At 31.6% G+C, this 15,933-nt stretch carries 16 protein-coding genes; 15 read left to right on the forward strand and 1 reads right to left on the reverse strand.

Going from position 1 to position 15,933, the window contains the following annotated elements:
* Positions 1-11: 11 nt before the first annotated feature.
* The 11 genes from smc to rplS all read left to right on the forward strand — a co-directional run bounded on the left by smc (position 12) and on the right by rplS (position 11,097).
* On the forward strand, positions 12-3,548 hold the full coding sequence (smc, locus tag PTA89_RS03510; protein WP_324177386.1) for a chromosome segregation protein SMC: 3,537 nt from the start codon (positions 12-14) through the stop codon (positions 3,546-3,548).
* Positions 3,549-3,559: 11 nt separating this feature from the next.
* Positions 3,560-4,831: a signal recognition particle-docking protein FtsY gene (ftsY, locus tag PTA89_RS03515; RefSeq protein WP_324177387.1), complete on the forward strand. Its 1,272-nt coding sequence runs from the start codon at positions 3,560-3,562 to the stop codon at positions 4,829-4,831.
* An 18-nt stretch (positions 4,832-4,849) separates the two neighbouring features.
* The gene (locus PTA89_RS03520) at positions 4,850-5,188 is read left to right on the forward strand and encodes a putative DNA-binding protein (protein WP_003699985.1); all 339 of its coding nucleotides are present in this window, start codon (positions 4,850-4,852) and stop codon (positions 5,186-5,188) included.
* A gap of 15 nt (positions 5,189-5,203) precedes the next feature.
* The gene (gene ffh, locus PTA89_RS03525) at positions 5,204-6,643 is read left to right on the forward strand and encodes a signal recognition particle protein (protein ID WP_324177388.1); all 1,440 of its coding nucleotides are present in this window, start codon (positions 5,204-5,206) and stop codon (positions 6,641-6,643) included.
* Positions 6,644-6,737: 94 nt separating this feature from the next.
* Positions 6,738-7,013, forward strand: coding sequence for a 30S ribosomal protein S16 (rpsP, locus tag PTA89_RS03530; protein WP_003699989.1), 276 nt, complete (start codon positions 6,738-6,740; stop codon positions 7,011-7,013).
* A 9-nt stretch (positions 7,014-7,022) separates the two neighbouring features.
* Positions 7,023-7,268 carry a KH domain-containing protein gene (locus PTA89_RS03535; RefSeq protein ID WP_003699990.1) on the forward strand — a complete coding sequence of 82 codons (246 nt, stop codon included), beginning with the start codon at positions 7,023-7,025 and terminating at the stop codon, positions 7,266-7,268.
* A gap of 84 nt (positions 7,269-7,352) precedes the next feature.
* Positions 7,353-7,859, forward strand: coding sequence for a ribosome maturation factor RimM (gene rimM / locus PTA89_RS03540; RefSeq protein WP_289571164.1), 507 nt, complete (start codon positions 7,353-7,355; stop codon positions 7,857-7,859).
* Positions 7,860-7,861: 2 nt separating this feature from the next.
* The gene (gene trmD, locus PTA89_RS03545) at positions 7,862-8,614 is read left to right on the forward strand and encodes a tRNA (guanosine(37)-N1)-methyltransferase TrmD (RefSeq protein ID WP_289571165.1); all 753 of its coding nucleotides are present in this window, start codon (positions 7,862-7,864) and stop codon (positions 8,612-8,614) included.
* Positions 8,601-9,197, forward strand: coding sequence for a GNAT family N-acetyltransferase (locus PTA89_RS03550; protein WP_147759317.1), 597 nt, complete (start codon positions 8,601-8,603; stop codon positions 9,195-9,197). Before trmD ends, PTA89_RS03550 begins: the two co-directional genes overlap by 14 nt.
* A complete protein-coding gene (locus PTA89_RS03555) occupies positions 9,194-10,624 on the forward strand; it encodes an APC family permease (RefSeq protein ID WP_003706000.1) in 1,431 nt (476 codons plus the stop codon). Before PTA89_RS03550 ends, PTA89_RS03555 begins: the two co-directional genes overlap by 4 nt.
* A gap of 116 nt (positions 10,625-10,740) precedes the next feature.
* A complete protein-coding gene (rplS, locus tag PTA89_RS03560; RefSeq protein WP_003701743.1) occupies positions 10,741-11,097 on the forward strand; it encodes a 50S ribosomal protein L19 in 357 nt (118 codons plus the stop codon).
* Between the two features lie 299 nt (positions 11,098-11,396).
* On the opposite strand, the gene rpsT is transcribed toward rplS, so the two are convergent.
* Entirely contained in the window at positions 11,397-11,651 is a 255-nt protein-coding gene (rpsT, locus tag PTA89_RS03565) for a 30S ribosomal protein S20 (protein ID WP_003699999.1), read from the reverse strand.
* Positions 11,652-11,954: 303 nt separating this feature from the next.
* Here rpsT and rpsO point away from each other — a divergent pair, with 303 nt between their 5' ends.
* From rpsO to PTA89_RS03585, 4 genes are all read left to right on the forward strand, one after another.
* Entirely contained in the window at positions 11,955-12,224 is a 270-nt protein-coding gene (gene rpsO, locus PTA89_RS03570; RefSeq protein WP_003701713.1) for a 30S ribosomal protein S15, read from the forward strand.
* A 140-nt stretch (positions 12,225-12,364) separates the two neighbouring features.
* Positions 12,365-13,237, forward strand: a complete 873-nt coding sequence (dapA, locus tag PTA89_RS03575) for a 4-hydroxy-tetrahydrodipicolinate synthase (protein ID WP_003700003.1) — start codon at positions 12,365-12,367, stop codon at positions 13,235-13,237.
* 18 nt (positions 13,238-13,255) lie between these two features.
* Positions 13,256-14,953, forward strand: coding sequence for a ribonuclease J (locus PTA89_RS03580; protein ID WP_003700005.1), 1,698 nt, complete (start codon positions 13,256-13,258; stop codon positions 14,951-14,953).
* Positions 14,954-15,004: 51 nt separating this feature from the next.
* The gene (locus PTA89_RS03585; protein WP_087250169.1) at positions 15,005-15,892 is read left to right on the forward strand and encodes an outer membrane protein assembly factor BamD; all 888 of its coding nucleotides are present in this window, start codon (positions 15,005-15,007) and stop codon (positions 15,890-15,892) included.
* The last annotated feature ends 41 nt before the right edge of the window (positions 15,893-15,933 follow it).

Genomic DNA, 15,933 nt, shown 5'->3' on the forward strand with positions numbered 1-15,933 from the left:
TTTGTATACAGATGAAAATAAAATCACTTACTTTAAATGGTTTTAAGTCTTTTGCAAATAAAACAATTATAAATTTTCAAGATGGATTAACTGGAATTGTTGGCCCGAATGGTAGTGGAAAGAGTAATATTACAGAGGCGTTACGTTGGGTTTTAGGTGAACAGTCAGTTAAAAATTTGCGTGGTAGTAAAATGCCGGACATTATTTTTGCCGGCTCAGATACACGTGCAGCTTTAAATAGAGCAGAAGTGACATTAGTTCTTGATAATGAAGATGGATATCTATATAATCAGCCAAATGAAATAAGAATTACAAGAAGAATCTTTCGTTCGGGTGATAGTGAATTCTTCATAAACGAAAAGAAAGTCAGGTTGAAAGATGTCGTAGATTTATTTATCGACACAGGGTTAGGAAGAGAATCGTTTTCGATTATATCTCAAGGAAGAGTAGAGTCTATTTTTAATAGCAAACCTCAAGATAGACGTATTTTAATTGAAGAGGTTGCTGGAGTCTTAAAATATAAAAAAGAAAAGAAAAAAGCAGAAAGTGAACTTGTTGAAACAACTGAGCATTTAAAGAGAGTAGCAGATATACTGTCTGAATTAAGTAGGCAGCGTGATCCCTTAGCTCAACAGGCTAGTAAGGCAAAAGATTATTTGAGTCAAAAAGAACAATATGATTTATTAAATAGAGATAGATTAGTTTTAGAAATTACACAAAAAAGTTCGGAAAAAGAGCAAAAAGAATCGGAATTACAAAAAGTTATAAAAATTTTATCTGACAAAGAAAGAATGACTTCTGAACAGAGTAAACAGGTAGAAGTATTACATTCTAGACAAAAGAAATTAGAGAGTTTAATTGACAATGAACAAAATGAATTGACGGAACTTGTAAGACAAGAGGAAAAAATATCTGGACAACAAAATATGTCTAGACAAGAAGAAAAATTTCAAAAGGAAAGATTATCTGAACTTCAAGAGCAATATAGTGCTAATCTAGATAATTTGACTGAAATTCGAACTGGAAAACAATCTGTTAAAGAAAAAATAGCTAATTTGGAAGATGATAGAGAAAAACTATCTAAAAAAATATTAGAGCTAGAAAAAATAATAGATAATGTAAAAGAACCAGAAGAAATTCTAGAAAAACTAAAAAGTGAATTAAATCGAAAGATACAAGAGAAGAATTTAGTCAATAATAGTAATAATTATATTGAGCAAGAGTTAGAAGAAAAAAGTCAGAATCAAGCTGAGACTAATAAGAATATTCAAAATATAACGAATGAAAAAAATAAATTAAAACTACAGCTAGATGAATTAAAAACTACTCTTAATAATAAAGATAATAAGTATCAAGAAATAGTTACTACTTTAAAAGAACTTAAAATTAAGGAAGTTGAACTATCTAAAAAGGATAGTGAGTTAAAAAGTAATAGAAATAAGGCATGGGATATTTATCAACGTGCACAGACTAAATTAGAGACACTAAAAAGTATTTCAGATAGTTATACAGGATATTATCAAGGTGCTAGAGAAGTACTAAAAGAACGTAAAAATGTATCTGGTATTATCGGATCTGTAGCAGAAGAATTTGTAATTCCTAAAGAATATGCTCAGGCGATGGAAGTAGCTTTAGGTGGACACTTACAAGATATTATTGTTACAGACGAGAATGTAGCTAAAAAAGTTATACAGCATCTGACTTATAACAGACTAGGTAGGGCAACATTTTTACCACAAAAAACAGTTAAAGCTAGAATGCTGAATAAACAATATAGAGTAACTTTAGAATCATTAGATGGCTATGTCGGTATTGCAAGCGAGCTTGTTAAAGTATCTAAAGAAAATTTAAAAGTGAGTCAAAATTTATTAGGAACAACAGTAATCGCTAAAAATATAGATTTTGCTACTGAAATTGCAAAAAAATTAAATTATGGTGTAAGAATTGTTTCGTTAAATGGTGATGTAGTGAATCCAGGTGGTGCTATAACAGGTGGTGCTGTAAAGCAAAAGAAGTCAGGTCTGTTAGAACAAAAATTACAAATTGAAGATTTGCAATCCGATATCGAAGTAATGAAGAAAAAATTAGAAGATATGGAAATCTATTGGGGAAAGGTTCACGAAGAATATAAAAAAATTCAAGATAAGATCGATACCCTTCAAGTTAAAAAGAATAGATTGCAAACTGATAGAGATAAATATCGTAGAAAATTCGAACTTATTAAGATAGAAAATGAGCACCAATCGATTAAACTAAAAGAGTTAAAGGAAAGTGGTAAGTATACAAATATAGAGATACTTTCTCAAAATCTTGAAGAAAATAAAGAAAAACTACACTCTTTAACAAAAGAAATAGATAGTTTAGAGCAGCTAATTACTCAAAAAGCGAAAGCTGAAGAACATAATTCTTATAGTATAGAAAAGCAACGTGAAGAGATTAGCAGTTATAAGCAACGAGAGGCGGTTATAATTGAACAATTAAGAGGATTAAAACTCCAGTTGCAAGAATTAATGACACAAGAAGAAAATATTTCTGAATTACTAAAGAAACAGCAAGATGCTATTGCGAAAATAAAAAATAAAGAAAAAATTGCTTTAAGTGCCAAAGAAGATATTAAGGATAAACAAGAATATATAAGAAATACGATTGACAGTATAAAGAAGAAATTAAAAGATGCACAGGAAGAAAGAAAACAATTACACATAGAAGTAAAAGAAGCTGAGAAACAATTAACAAGAGCTAACGAACTTCAGCGCTCAGCTTATGAGGAACAAAAAAAGTTAAGTATATGTATAAGTCAATGTGATACTATTTTGGATAGGAATTTAAAAGATTTATCAGAAAATTATGGGGTGACTTTTGAAGAAGTAGAACATCAAATTTCTGAAAAAGACTTAAATACTATTGAAAAGAAACTCAAGTTATTAAAATTAGGATTAGATGAGTTAGGTGTAGTAAATATAGGTGCTATTTCTGAATATGAAAGAGTCAATGAACGTTATGAATTTTTAAATAGCCAACAAAATGACTTACTATCGGCAAAAGAGCAGTTAGAAGTAAGTATGAATGAAATGGACTTAGAAGTTAAGAATAGATTCCAAAAAACATTTGAACAAGTGTCGAAAGCTTTCAGTGAGGTATTTCCAATAATGTTCTCTGGTGGATATGCAAAACTAAGCTTAACTAATCCTGAAAATATTTTAGAAACAGGAATTGAGATAATGGCACAACCACCGGGCAAAAAATTACAGCAATTAAGTTTACTTTCTGGTGGAGAAAGAGCATTGACGGCCATTACCTTATTATTTGCTATTTTAAAAGTGCGACCTGTACCATTTGTAATTTTAGATGAAGCGGAAGCAGCCTTAGATGATACAAATGTAGCTAGATACGCACAGTATTTACAAAAATTTGATAATGAAACACAATTTATAGTGATAACTCATAGAAAAGGAACGATGATAAATGCAGATGTTCTTTATGGGGTAACTATGCAAGAATCAGGGGTTTCACAAATAGTATCTGTGGCTCTTGATGATATTGATTAAGGAGAGGTAATATGGGACTTTTTGATAGAATAAGAAAAGCTTTTTCTAGTCAAGATGATGAAGAAAAAATAAAACAAGAAACTGTTGATAACGATGAAGAGAGTATGAAGAGCGAAGAAAACTCATCTAATTCAGATAGTAATGTAGTTTCTGAAGAAAAAACAAGTGAAGATGTTGACCAAAGTGTTGATTCACAAGAAAAAAATAGTGATGAATCTGAAGAAGATAATGATGAAATCTTAGATTTAAACGGAGATAATAGCGAATTTGTTGAAGAAGAGAATTCGAATGATTCAAGTGAACAAAATGATAGCTTGAAAGTTGAAGAGGAAGTCTCAAGTGATGAAGAAGAGCGTTATGATAAAGGGTTAGAAAAATCACGAAAAGGTTTTGGCGCAATGATAAATTCATTGTTAGCTAATTTTAGACATGTAGATGAAGATTTCTTTGAAGAATTAGAAGAAACTTTAATAGAAGCAGATGTAGGCTTTGAAACAGCTATGAAGATTAGCGATGAATTAAGACAAGAAGTTAAATTGAGAAATGCAAAAAAGAAAAATGAGATTTCTGATGCAATTATTGAAAAGCTTGTTGAAATTTACGAAAACGAAGGAAAAGAGGAAGATAATAATTTACACTTTTCTAGCGAGGGACCAACAGTTTTTCTTTTCGTAGGTGTTAATGGTGTGGGTAAGACAACAACTATTGGTAAACTAGCCCATCGTTATAAAATGGAAGGAAAAAAAGTAATGCTAGCTGCAGCAGATACTTTCCGTGCTGGGGCAATTGAACAGTTAGCTGAATGGGGACGACGTGTAGGTGTAACAGTTGTAAAAAAAGTTGAAAAGAGTGATCCTGCTGCTGTAGTATTTGATGCAGTAAAGAAAGCTAAAGAAGAAGACTATGACATTTTATTAGTTGATACTGCTGGTCGTTTACAGAATAAAGTTAACTTAATGAAAGAATTAGAAAAGATTGCTAGAGTCATAACAAGAGAAATTCCAGATGCACCACATGAAGTTTTATTGGCTTTAGATGCTACAACAGGACAAAATGCTTTAACACAAGCAAAGCAATTTAAAGATGTTACTAATGTTACAGGAATAGTTCTAACTAAATTAGATGGAACTGCTAAAGGTGGTATTGTACTTGCAATAAGAAATGAATTACACTTACCTGTAAAATTAGTGGGATTAGGTGAAAAAATGGATGATTTACGTGATTTCAGTCCAGAAGAATATGTCGTAGGATTATTCAAAGGGTTAGTTACTCCAAGTAAATAGTAGGTAGGTGAAAATATAGTGGCGATTGAAAAAACTAATAGAATTAATGCTTTATTTGATTTTTATGAACCATTGCTAACGCCTAAACAAATGACCTACATAGGATTGTATTATCGAGATGACTATTCTTTAGGTGAAATTGCTGAAAATTATGAAGTTTCAAGGCAAGCTGTATATGATAATATAAGAAGAACAGAAAAGATATTGGAAGAGTACGAGAGTAAATTACATTTATATAGGAACTTCCAACTACAAAGTGAGGAACTAGATAATTTATTGAAGTATGTTGAAGAAAATTATGCATATGACAAAGAATTATTAACGAGAATTAATCGTTTAGAAAGTTTAGAAGAATAAAGGTAGGTGGCCATTGTGGCATTTGAAGGTTTAACAGAACGTTTACAAAACGCAATTGGAAAACTTAGACGAAAAGGTAAAATTAGTGAATCTGATGTCAAGGAAGTTATGCGAGAAATTCGTTTAGCTTTACTTGAAGCCGATGTAAATTTTAAAGTTGTTAAAGATTTTGTAAAGACCGTTAGAAGTAGAGCTATTGGAGCAGAAGTATTAGAAAGTCTTACACCCGCACAACAAATTGTAAAGATTGTTAATGAAGAATTAGTGAAAGTTATGGGTGAGGAAGCCGCTCCCCTAAATAAATCAGCTAAAATTCCAACAATTATTATGATGGTAGGTTTACAGGGTGCTGGTAAGACAACTACAGCTTCAAAGTTAGCAAACAAGTTAAAAAAAGAAAAAAATGCACGACCTTTTATGATTGCAGCTGACGTATATAGACCTGCTGCTATTGACCAATTGAAAATATTAGGAAAAGATATTGATGTTCCTGTATTTTCATTAGGTGTTGATGTTGATCCAGTAGAGATTGTACGACAAGGTCTTGAAGAAGCTAAAGACAAGAAAAATGATTACGTTATTATCGATACCGCTGGTCGTTTACAAATTGATGAAAAGTTAATGCAGGAGTTATCTAGTATTAAAGAATTAGCACAGCCAGATGAAATTCTATTAACAGTTGATGCGATGACTGGTCAGAATGCGGTTGAAGTTGCTAAAGGTTTTAATGATCAACTTGATGTAACAGGGGTTGTTCTAACTAAGCTAGATGGTGATACTCGTGGTGGGGCTGCACTTTCAATAAGAGCTGTTACTGGAAAACCAATTAAATTTATTGGTCAGGGTGAAAAAATGACGGATTTAGATGTATTTTATCCTGACAGAATGGCTTCTCGTATTCTTGGAATGGGTGATATGCTTACCTTAATTGAGAAGGCACAGCAAGAATATGATCAAAAACAAGCAGAAGAACTTGCAGAAAAGATGAGAGAGAACAGTTTTGATTTTAATGATTTCTTGATTCAGATGGAACAAGTTCAAAATATGGGACCGATGGAAGATATTATAAAGATGATTCCAGGAATGGCTAACAATCCTGCACTGAAGAATTTGAAAGTAGATCCTAAGGACATTGAACACACTAAAGCGATAGTATACTCAATGACACCACAAGAAAGAGAAAATCCAGATTTATTGAATCCTAGTCGTCGTCGCCGTATAGCTGCTGGATCTGGTAGACCAATCCAGGAAGTTAATCGCATGATAAAGCAGTTTAAGCAAATGCAAGATATGATGAAAAAGATGTCAAATGGTAACTTCTCAGGTATGGAAGGCCTTTTAGGTGGAGGTATGCAAGGTAAGTTGGCTAAGATGTCAATGAATAGAATGATTAGAAAAAATAAGAAATTAAAGCAAAAGAAGCTGAAAAAACTACTTAAAAGAAAAGGGAAATAAAAAAATTTAGTCTGTCAAGAAATTTTCCTTTACACCAGACAAAATAACTGGTATATTATTAAACGTTGAGATAATAATAGGAGGTGGAAATTTAATGTCAGTAAAGATTCGTTTAAAGCGTATGGGTTCTAAGAAGCGTCCTTTCTACCGTATCGTTGTGGCAGACTCACGTTCTCCACGTGATGGTCGTTTCATCGAAACAGTTGGTACTTACAACCCATTAACAGATCCAGAAACAGTTACTCTTAAAGAAGAAAAGGTTATGAACTGGTTAAACAATGGTGCTCAACCATCTGATACAGTACGTAACATTCTTTCACGTAACGGTGTTATGAAGAAATTCCATGAAGCTAAATTTTCTAAGAAATAAGGTTAAGAAATGACAGAAACAGATGTTAAACAATTAATTCTAACGATTGTTCAACCTTTAGTTGCTGAGCCTGATGAGGTTAAAATAGAAACTGAACAGGATGATTATTTTTTAAACTTTAATTTAAGTGTTTCAAAAGAAGATGTTGGTCGTGTGATTGGTAAACATGGAAGAATAGCTCAGGCTATTAGAAATATTGTTTACGGCATTAGACTTGATAATAATCTTAAAGTACGCTTAAATATCGTGGATTGATTAGTATAAAGTTAAGAAACCTCAAAATAAGGAGTGTACATACCTTGTTTTGAGGTTTTTATTAATTTTTAAGGAGATGAGTTAATGAATTATTATGAAGTTGGAAAAATTGTAAATACACATGGTATTAAAGGTGAACTAAAAATTATTAGTAAGACGGATTTTCCTGAAGACAGATTTAAGCCAGGAAACATATTATACATTAGAGACAATGGAAAGATTAATAGTTATGAAATTAAAGGTTATAGAACCCATAAACAATTTGAAATGATAACTTTTAAAGGGTTGGAAAATATTAATCTAGTAGAAAATTTAAAGGGAAAGACACTAGAAATTTCTGAAGAACAGCAAGAAAGTTTATCTGATGGTAATTATTATCATCATCAAATTATAGGTTTAGATGTCTTTAGTGAGGATAATAACTATATAGGAGTAATAAAAGAAATAATGTCTCCTGGAGCTAATGATGTTTGGGTAGTCAAACGTAAGGGATCAAGTGATCTTTTATTACCAGCTATTAAAGATGTAATTAAAAAAATTGATTTAGAACAAAATAAAGTGATTATTGAATTATTAGATGGGTTGGATTAAAAATGAAGATAGATATTTTAAGTTTATTTCCAGAAATGTTTGGCCCTTTGACAGAATCAATTGTTGGTAAGGCAGTAGAAAAAGATATTTTAGACATAGAAGTAACAAATTTTAGGGATTTTACTACTAATAAACAAAATCATGTAGATGATTATCCATACGGTGGAGGAGCTGGAATGCTGTTGCAAGTACAGCCAATCTATGATGCTTTAGATAATATTGAAGAGAAAAATGGTAACTTAGGTAGAGTTATTTTACTTGATCCAGCTGGAAGAAAATTTGATCAGAGTGTTGCTGAAGAGCTATCTAAAGAAGATCATTTAACTTTTATATGTGGGCATTATGAAGGATATGATGAGAGAATACGAGCAAAGGTTACAGATGAAATTTCATTAGGTGATTTTGTCCTTACTGGTGGCGAACTCGGTGCAATGGTAGTTATTGATGCTACCGTAAGATTGTTACCAGATGTCTTGGGAAACAATGAATCGGCTTCAGGTGATTCTTTTTCAATGGGATTGTTGGAATATCCTCAATATACAAGACCATCTAATTTTAGAGGAATGGAAGTCCCAGAAGTTTTATTGAGTGGGAATCATCAAAAGATTGCTGAATGGAGAAAAAAAGAATCTTTAAGGAGAACTTATCAAAGAAGACCAGATTTGCTGGAAAATTATGAATTTTCTGATAAGGAAAAAGAATGGTTAAGAGAATTTGAACGGGATAAGGATGTGGAAATTCATGGAAAAGGCTAAAATTAGATTGGTTAATTTAAATGATGCTGAAAGAATTTTGCAAATTTATCGCCCATATGTGGAAAATACAGCTATTACTTTTGAATATACGGTGCCAACATTAGAAGAGTTTAAAAACAGGATAGCTAGTATAGTAAAAAAGTATCCTTATATAGTAGCAGAAATAGATGGTAAAATTATGGGATATGCCTATGCTAACACTTTTAAAAATAGAGAAGCGTATGATTGGTCCGTAGAAACATCTATATATGTTGATGAAAATAGTAGAGGTAAAGGGGTAGGTTTGCAATTATATAAAGCTTTGGAGAATCTTTTAAAGAAGCAAGGTATTTTAAATGTAAATGCTTGTATAACTAATCCAAGTGAAGAAAGCAAGTATGTAACCAAAGGAAGTATCTTATTTCATGAAAAATTAGGCTACAGACATGTAGGAACCTTCCATAACAGTGGATATAAATTTGATGAATGGTTTGATATGAGTTGGATGGAAAAATCTTTAGGAGAACATAATCTTAATCCTGGAAAAGTGATAGAAATTTCTAAATTATTGGAAAAATTTACTTTTGAGGAGTTAATATCTTGAATAAGAAAACATTTTTGAAAAAAATAACGCAAAAGCAAAATCCTAAACTATATGCAGCGAAAGATTCAAAATTAAGTCCTAGTTTAAGAACTCTAGATTTAATTGGTTTGGGAACTGGAATGGTAGTAGGTACTGCCATATTCACTTTACCAGGTATTGTAGCTGCTGAATATACAGGTCCTGCTGTTCCGTTGGCATTTATTATAGGAGCAATAGGTGCTGGACTTTCGGCACTTGCTTATGCCGAGATGGCTTCTGTTTTGCCATTTGCTGGATCTGCTTTTTCATGGATAAGCGTACTCTTTGGGGAATTCTTTGGCTGGGTTGCAGGCTGGGCGTTATTAGCAGAATATTTTATTTCTGTAGCGTTTGTTGCTTCAGGTTGGTCTGCTTATATGCAAGGATTTTTAAAAAGTATGGGTATTTATTTGCCAGTAGCTCTTAGTGGGGGATTTAATCCTAATACTGGACAGATTTTTGACGTTTTAGCGGCTTTTGCAATTTTGTTAGTTACTGTCTTATTGTCAAAAGGTGTAAAGCAAGTTGCTAGGATAGAAAATGGAATAGTAATGCTAAAATTAATAGTAATTATTATTTTTATTGCAGTGGGAGCAACGGCTATCCATCCTGATAATTATGTTCCATTTATTCCTGCTCATAAAGCTGGAACACATTTTGGTGGCTTAACGGGTATTTTAGCAGGTGCATCACAAATATTCATTGCTTATGTTGGTTTTGATGCTATTGCAGCAAATACAGCTGAAACTATTAATCCACAGAAAACAATGCCTAAGGGATTATTAGGGACTTTATTTTTAGGAACAGGATTTTTTGTACTAGTTTCCCTAGTATTAGTCGGAATGTTTAAGTATAGTATTTATGCTGGTAATGCTGAACCAGCGGCTTTCGCATTAAGAAAAGCAGGACATTATTTTACAGCAAATTTATTATCTCTGGTAGCTATAATAGGTATATTTTCTGCTTTAATAGGTATTTTATTGGCTTCATCTAGGTTAATTTATTCATTTGGTAGAGACGGGCTTTTATCTCCAAAATTAGGGAAAATTAATACTAAACATGTTCCTAAGAATGCTTTATGGTCAATTTCATTAGGTGCATTAATATTAGCTTCCTTTTTTCCATTCGATTTTCTTGCAACATTAGTATCAGCGGGAACTTTAGTGGCATTTATTTTTGTTTCAATAGGGATTTATGCTCTGAGAAAGAGAGAAGGAATTGATCTACCTGAAGCTAAATTTAAAATGCCAGGATATCCTTTGTTACCAGCTATTTCGGCATTAGTGTCAATTATAATATTTTGGAATTTAAATATTGATGCAAAACTACTAATGTTGGTTTGGTTTATAATAGGTATTATTATTTATTTTGTATATGGAATGCATCATTCAAATTTGAATAAAAAATAAAATTTGTTCTTTACTTTTATAGTAAATTATGGTATTTTATTAATTGGCTTATTTGCCATATAATAACGATATTCCGCTGCAACTGGACATGAATGTCGGTGAAAGGAAAGATTTTAATGTCAGTAAATCCATTAATCGCAAAGATTACGGAATCTCAATTACGTAATGATATTCCAGATTTCCGTGCTGGTGATTCAGTGCGTGTTCATGCTCGAATCGTTGAAGGTTCACGTGAACGTATCCAAATTTTTGAAGGTGTAGTTATTAAGCGTCGTGGTGAAGGTATCAGTGAAACATATACTGTTCGTAAGATTAGTAACGGTATTGGTGTTGAACGTACTTTCCCATTACATACACCACGTGTTGATAAAATTGAAGTTACTCGTCACGGTCGTGTACGTCGTGCTAAGTTATACTACTTACGTGCATTACACGGTAAAGCAGCTCGTATTCCAGAACGTCGCCGTGGCTAAAAACGTTAGAAACCTTGCTGTTGCAGGGTTTCTTTTTTTATACCCTTTAATAACGAATGATAAAATTATTAAAAAATAAGCCGAAGGGGGCAATTTTGGGGCAAACTATAAAAAATTAAGCTTGCTCTGAGTTGTTGCTCCTTTTATTTTCTGTGATGAAATATAATGTTGGAAGTTTATTACTGTATAAATAAAATTGAAAATATCAGTAATAAAATTACTAAGATTGACATTTACAATCTTCTAAAAGAAAAAACTGGCGAACCAAAAAAATTCGGTTCGCCAGTTTTTTAAGTCAATTATTTAGCTAAACGAGCAGCCATACGTGACTTATCACGAGCAGCTTTGTTTGCTTTAATTAAACCTTTAGATTGTGCTTTGTCGATAGCAGAAACTGCTTCGTTGAAAAGTTGTTCAACGTTGTCAGCACCAGCAGTTTTAGCTTTTTCAAATTTCTTAACAGCAGTACGCATCTTACTTAATTGAGATGAGTTCTTTGCATTAGCTTTTTCAGTTGTTTTAACACGTTTAATAGCAGATTTGATAATTGGCATGAATTTTTCACCTCCGATTTATAGCTTCTAATAAAGACAAGCTAATTTTTCAACATTTATCATTATACAAGAGCGTTCAAAACAATGCAATAAAAAAATACGTAGATGTCAAGAAAAATTCCTTGACATGCTAATATAATAAATAATTTTTTAGAAGATAGCTTGTAAGTATTGCATTTTTAATAAATATCTTGTAAACTATTCTAGTATGTTGAATACAAATATGACCTTTTTACTGAGTTTGGCGGGTCACCGTCGTCTTATCTCGGATTAAGGCAACTATTATGAAAGGTGGGAAATACATTGGCTATTTCACAAGAAAAGAAAAACGAAATTATGAAGAAGTATGCTCGTCATGAAGGAGATACAGGTTCCGCAGAAGTACAAATTGCAGTTTTAACAGCTGATATTAACGAATTGAACGATCATATCAAAGCTCACAAGAAGGATTATGCTTCTTACCGTGGTTTGATGAAGAAGATTGGTCATCGTCGTAACCTTTTAGCATACTTACGTAACACAGATGTACAACGTTACCGTGAACTTGTTAAGAGTTTAGGCTTACGTCGTTAATTTTTGAAAGTAATTGCATACTCTATAGAGCTAGTAGTTTTATACTAGCTCTTTTTTTTATACGTCACAATATATAAAGTATGCTATAATTAACTATTAGAATATTAAAGAACGAATGAAAATTGGAGTGAGATTTTATCATGAATTTTAGAAATGCTCATATTTTGACTGCGATGGTTACACCTTTTGATGATGAAGGTAACTATAGTTCTAAAAGAACAAAAAATCTTATTAATTACTTGCTTGATAATGGTACAGAAGGTCTTCTTGTTTCAGGAACAACTGGTGAAGCACCAACTTTAAGTGAAGACGAAAAATTACAATTGATAAAAGATTCTGTGAAATTTATTGATGGTAGAGTACCATTAATGGTGGGGACTGGATCAAATAATACACAACAAACAATAGATTATACTAATAAAGTGGCTGATATTGATGGTGTTGATGCTGCTTTAGTTGTGGTGCCTTATTATAATAAACCTAATCAAAAGGGTATGATTGCTCATTTTAGAAAAGTCGCAGACTATAGTAATTTACCTATTATAATCTATAACATTCCTGGAAGAACAGGAGTAACCATGGAAGTTGATACTATTATTGAACTTGCTCAACATGATAACATCATAGGTATTAAAGATTGTACGGGTGTCGAAAATATAGCTAAAATAGTAGAAAATGTTCCAGAAGATTTTCTAGTTTATTCAGGAGAAGATGCTGAAGCACTATCTGCTAGAGTTTTAGGTGGGCAAGGTATTATTTCAGTTGCTAGTCATATCTATGGTGATAATATGAAGACAATGTATTCTAGTTTAGAATCTGGAGACGTATCCATGGCTGGAAAAATTATGAGAGATTTAATACCAAAGGCTGAAGCACTTTTTTCTTATCCTTCACCTAGTCCAGTTAAAGCTGCTTTGAATAAAATTGGTTATAACGTTGGAGGATGCCGTTTACCTATTGTTTCACTTGATAAGAACGAAGAAAATGAACTATTTAAAAAATTAAAAATTTAATAATTAAGAGGTGGAAATATGAGTGATATAAAAATCATCTCGCTAGGTGGGGTACGTGAAAATGCCAAAAACATGTATGCTGTCGAAGTTGATGATGAAATATTTATTTTAGACTGTGGATTAAAGTATCCAGAAAATGAACTATTAGGTATAGATTTTGTTATTCCTGATTTTTCATATTTAAGAGAGAATTCACGTAAAATAGTGGGTGTTTTCTTAACACACGGTCATGCAGATGCCATAGGAGCACTACCATATTTTGTTAGTGAATTTGATGTGCCAGTTTTTGGATCAGAATTAACAATTGAACTAGCTAAAATTGCATGTGAAAATGAAGAAGATGCTAGAAAATTCGATGATTTTCATGTAATTGATGAGAGTACAGAAATAGATTTTGAAAATGCAACGATATCATTTTTTCAAACTACACATTCTATTCCAGAGTCTTTGGGTGTGGTTATTAAAACAGAAAATGGAAATGTTGTTTATACTGGAGACTTTAAATTTGATCAGTCTGCAGAAAAAGGTTATCGAACAGATTATGCAAGATTAACTGAAATTGGTCGTGAAGGTGTGCTAGCTTTATTAAGTGAGTCAGCCAATGCTGAAAATCCTAGAGAAACAGTTAATGAGCGAGCAATATATGATTTTATTAGTGAAAATTTTGAATACCGTAAAGGAAGAATTATTGTAGCTTGCGTAGCTTCAAATATTTTACGAGTACAACAAATTTTTAATGCAGCTGCAGCTAATAATAGAAAAGTGGCTCTTACTGGACATGATGTAGAAAAAGTTGTTAAAACTGCAATGCGTTTAAATAAATTAGTATTGCCGGAAGAGGATTTACTCATACCTATTAAAAAAATTAACGACTACAATGATGATGAAATTGTAATTCTTGAAACTGGACGTTCTGGAGAACCATTAAAATCATTGCAAAAAATGGCTATGGGTAGACATAGATTTGTCAATCTACATGAAGGAGATTTGGTATTTATTACAACTACTCCATCTCATGCTATGGAAACTAAGGTTGCAAGAACTAGAGACATGATATATCGCTCAGGAGCAGACGTTAAAGCTATTTTTGATGAATTAAATTCTTCAGGTCATGCAAGTAAGAATGATTTGCAGTTAATGATGAACTTGGTAAAACCACGTTACGTCATTCCTGTTCAAGGTGAATATAGAATGTTGTCTGCGCATGCAGAATTAGCTAGAGAACTAGGGATTCCTAGTGAAAATATCTTTTTACTCAAAAAAGGTGATGTCTTAGAATATAAGAAAGATGAGATGACAATTTCATCAAGTGTAGAAGTAGGCAACACTATGATTGATGGAACTGGCGTTGGGGATATTGGAAATATTGTTTTGAGAGATAGAAAAATCCTATCAGAAGATGGAATTTTTATTGCTGTGGTTACTATTGATCGTAAAAAGAGGAAGATTGTTGATACTCCTAAAATAACATCTCGTGGTTTCGTATATATTAAAACAAGTAAAGATTTGATGGTTGAAAGTAGGGATATTGTAGCTAAGATTGTTCAAAGAGATTTGGATAATAAGGAATTTGACTGGAGCCAATTAAAACAAGATATTCGAGAAAATTTGAATAATTTTTTGTATGAGCAAACAAAGCGTCATCCAGTTATTTTACCAGTAATTATGGAAATAAATCAAAATAATCATTTTTCTAAGAAGAAAAAGAAAGGTTAATATTAAAAGTCGTTGAACAAATCTTCAACGACTTTTTTATAAGGTAATAATTTGAGTGAATTATATTTTCAAGCTGAAGAAGCATATAAAAATAAAGATTATACAAAAGCAAGAAAATTGCTAGAAAAAGAGTATCTAGAAAAGAAAACATTTAGGACAAATTATTTTTTATTTTTAGTATTTCTTAAAATAGAGGACTATATTGCTGCATATGAAACAGCAAACGAATATATAAGACAGTATATTATTGACAATGAGAAATTCAAGAAGTATCAAAAAGCAGCAATTTTTGCAGGGATGAATGTAAAATTGCAAGAGTTATCAAATAATATATTTGAATATACAACAGAAAGTGAACAAAAAGAATTTGATAAGAATCAGCAAACACTATTAACAGATTACTTAAATAAGAATTCAAAACTTGAGATAATGAAACAGCTAAGTTATCTAGGTATTTTTCCTTTATTTCAACAAAGAAAAATACTGAAAGATGCCTATGGATTAAGTGTAGATGATTTCTTCATAAATACTAAAAAAATATTAATAGATTCCAACATACATCCACTTTTAAAAAGTAACATACTAGATGATTATAGAAAATTAAATTTAGAAGAAACAGTACAATATACAGATTATAAAAATACTGTCAAAACATTAGATGTAAAAAAAATGAAAGAAATAGAAGAATATAAAATTTATAAAAAAATCTATAAAGAGTTTAAACAATTACCAATGAATAACTTTGAGAAAGATTTGAAATGGAAGGAGATAGTTTTAAAGTTAATGGTGTTGTATCCATTCAATGATATTGAACAGAATTTAGAACAAAACTTAATATATATATTACTATGTAATGATGAGTTTAAAGTTCTAAATGAACAGGAACTGGCTTTTTCGAAGAAATTAGAAGACTACATCGAACAATGGAATAATCTGTGAATCAACTAATTATGTATACATTATCAAAATAGATGAAAATA

It is taken from the genome of Ligilactobacillus salivarius (genome assembly GCF_035231985.1).
Taxonomy (GTDB): Bacteria; Bacillota; Bacilli; order Lactobacillales; family Lactobacillaceae; genus Ligilactobacillus; species Ligilactobacillus salivarius.

Coding starts and splice junctions, on each gene's coding strand:
- smc (WP_324177386.1), top strand. CDS start 12: ATGAAAATAAAATCACTTACTTTAAATGGTTTTAAGTCTTTTGCAAAT.
- ftsY (WP_324177387.1), top strand. CDS start 3,560: ATGGGACTTTTTGATAGAATAAGAAAAGCTTTTTCTAGTCAAGATGAT.
- rpsP (WP_003699989.1), top strand. CDS start 6,738: ATGTCAGTAAAGATTCGTTTAAAGCGTATGGGTTCTAAGAAGCGTCCT.
- PTA89_RS03535 (WP_003699990.1), top strand. CDS start 7,023: ATGACAGAAACAGATGTTAAACAATTAATTCTAACGATTGTTCAACCT.
- rimM (WP_289571164.1), top strand. CDS start 7,353: ATGAATTATTATGAAGTTGGAAAAATTGTAAATACACATGGTATTAAA.
- trmD (WP_289571165.1), top strand. CDS start 7,862: ATGAAGATAGATATTTTAAGTTTATTTCCAGAAATGTTTGGCCCTTTG.
- PTA89_RS03550 (WP_147759317.1), top strand. CDS start 8,601: ATGGAAAAGGCTAAAATTAGATTGGTTAATTTAAATGATGCTGAAAGA.
- rplS (WP_003701743.1), top strand. CDS start 10,741: ATGTCAGTAAATCCATTAATCGCAAAGATTACGGAATCTCAATTACGT.
- rpsT (WP_003699999.1), bottom strand. CDS start 11,651: ATGCCAATTATCAAATCTGCTATTAAACGTGTTAAAACAACTGAAAAA.
- dapA (WP_003700003.1), top strand. CDS start 12,365: ATGAATTTTAGAAATGCTCATATTTTGACTGCGATGGTTACACCTTTT.
- PTA89_RS03580 (WP_003700005.1), top strand. CDS start 13,256: ATGAGTGATATAAAAATCATCTCGCTAGGTGGGGTACGTGAAAATGCC.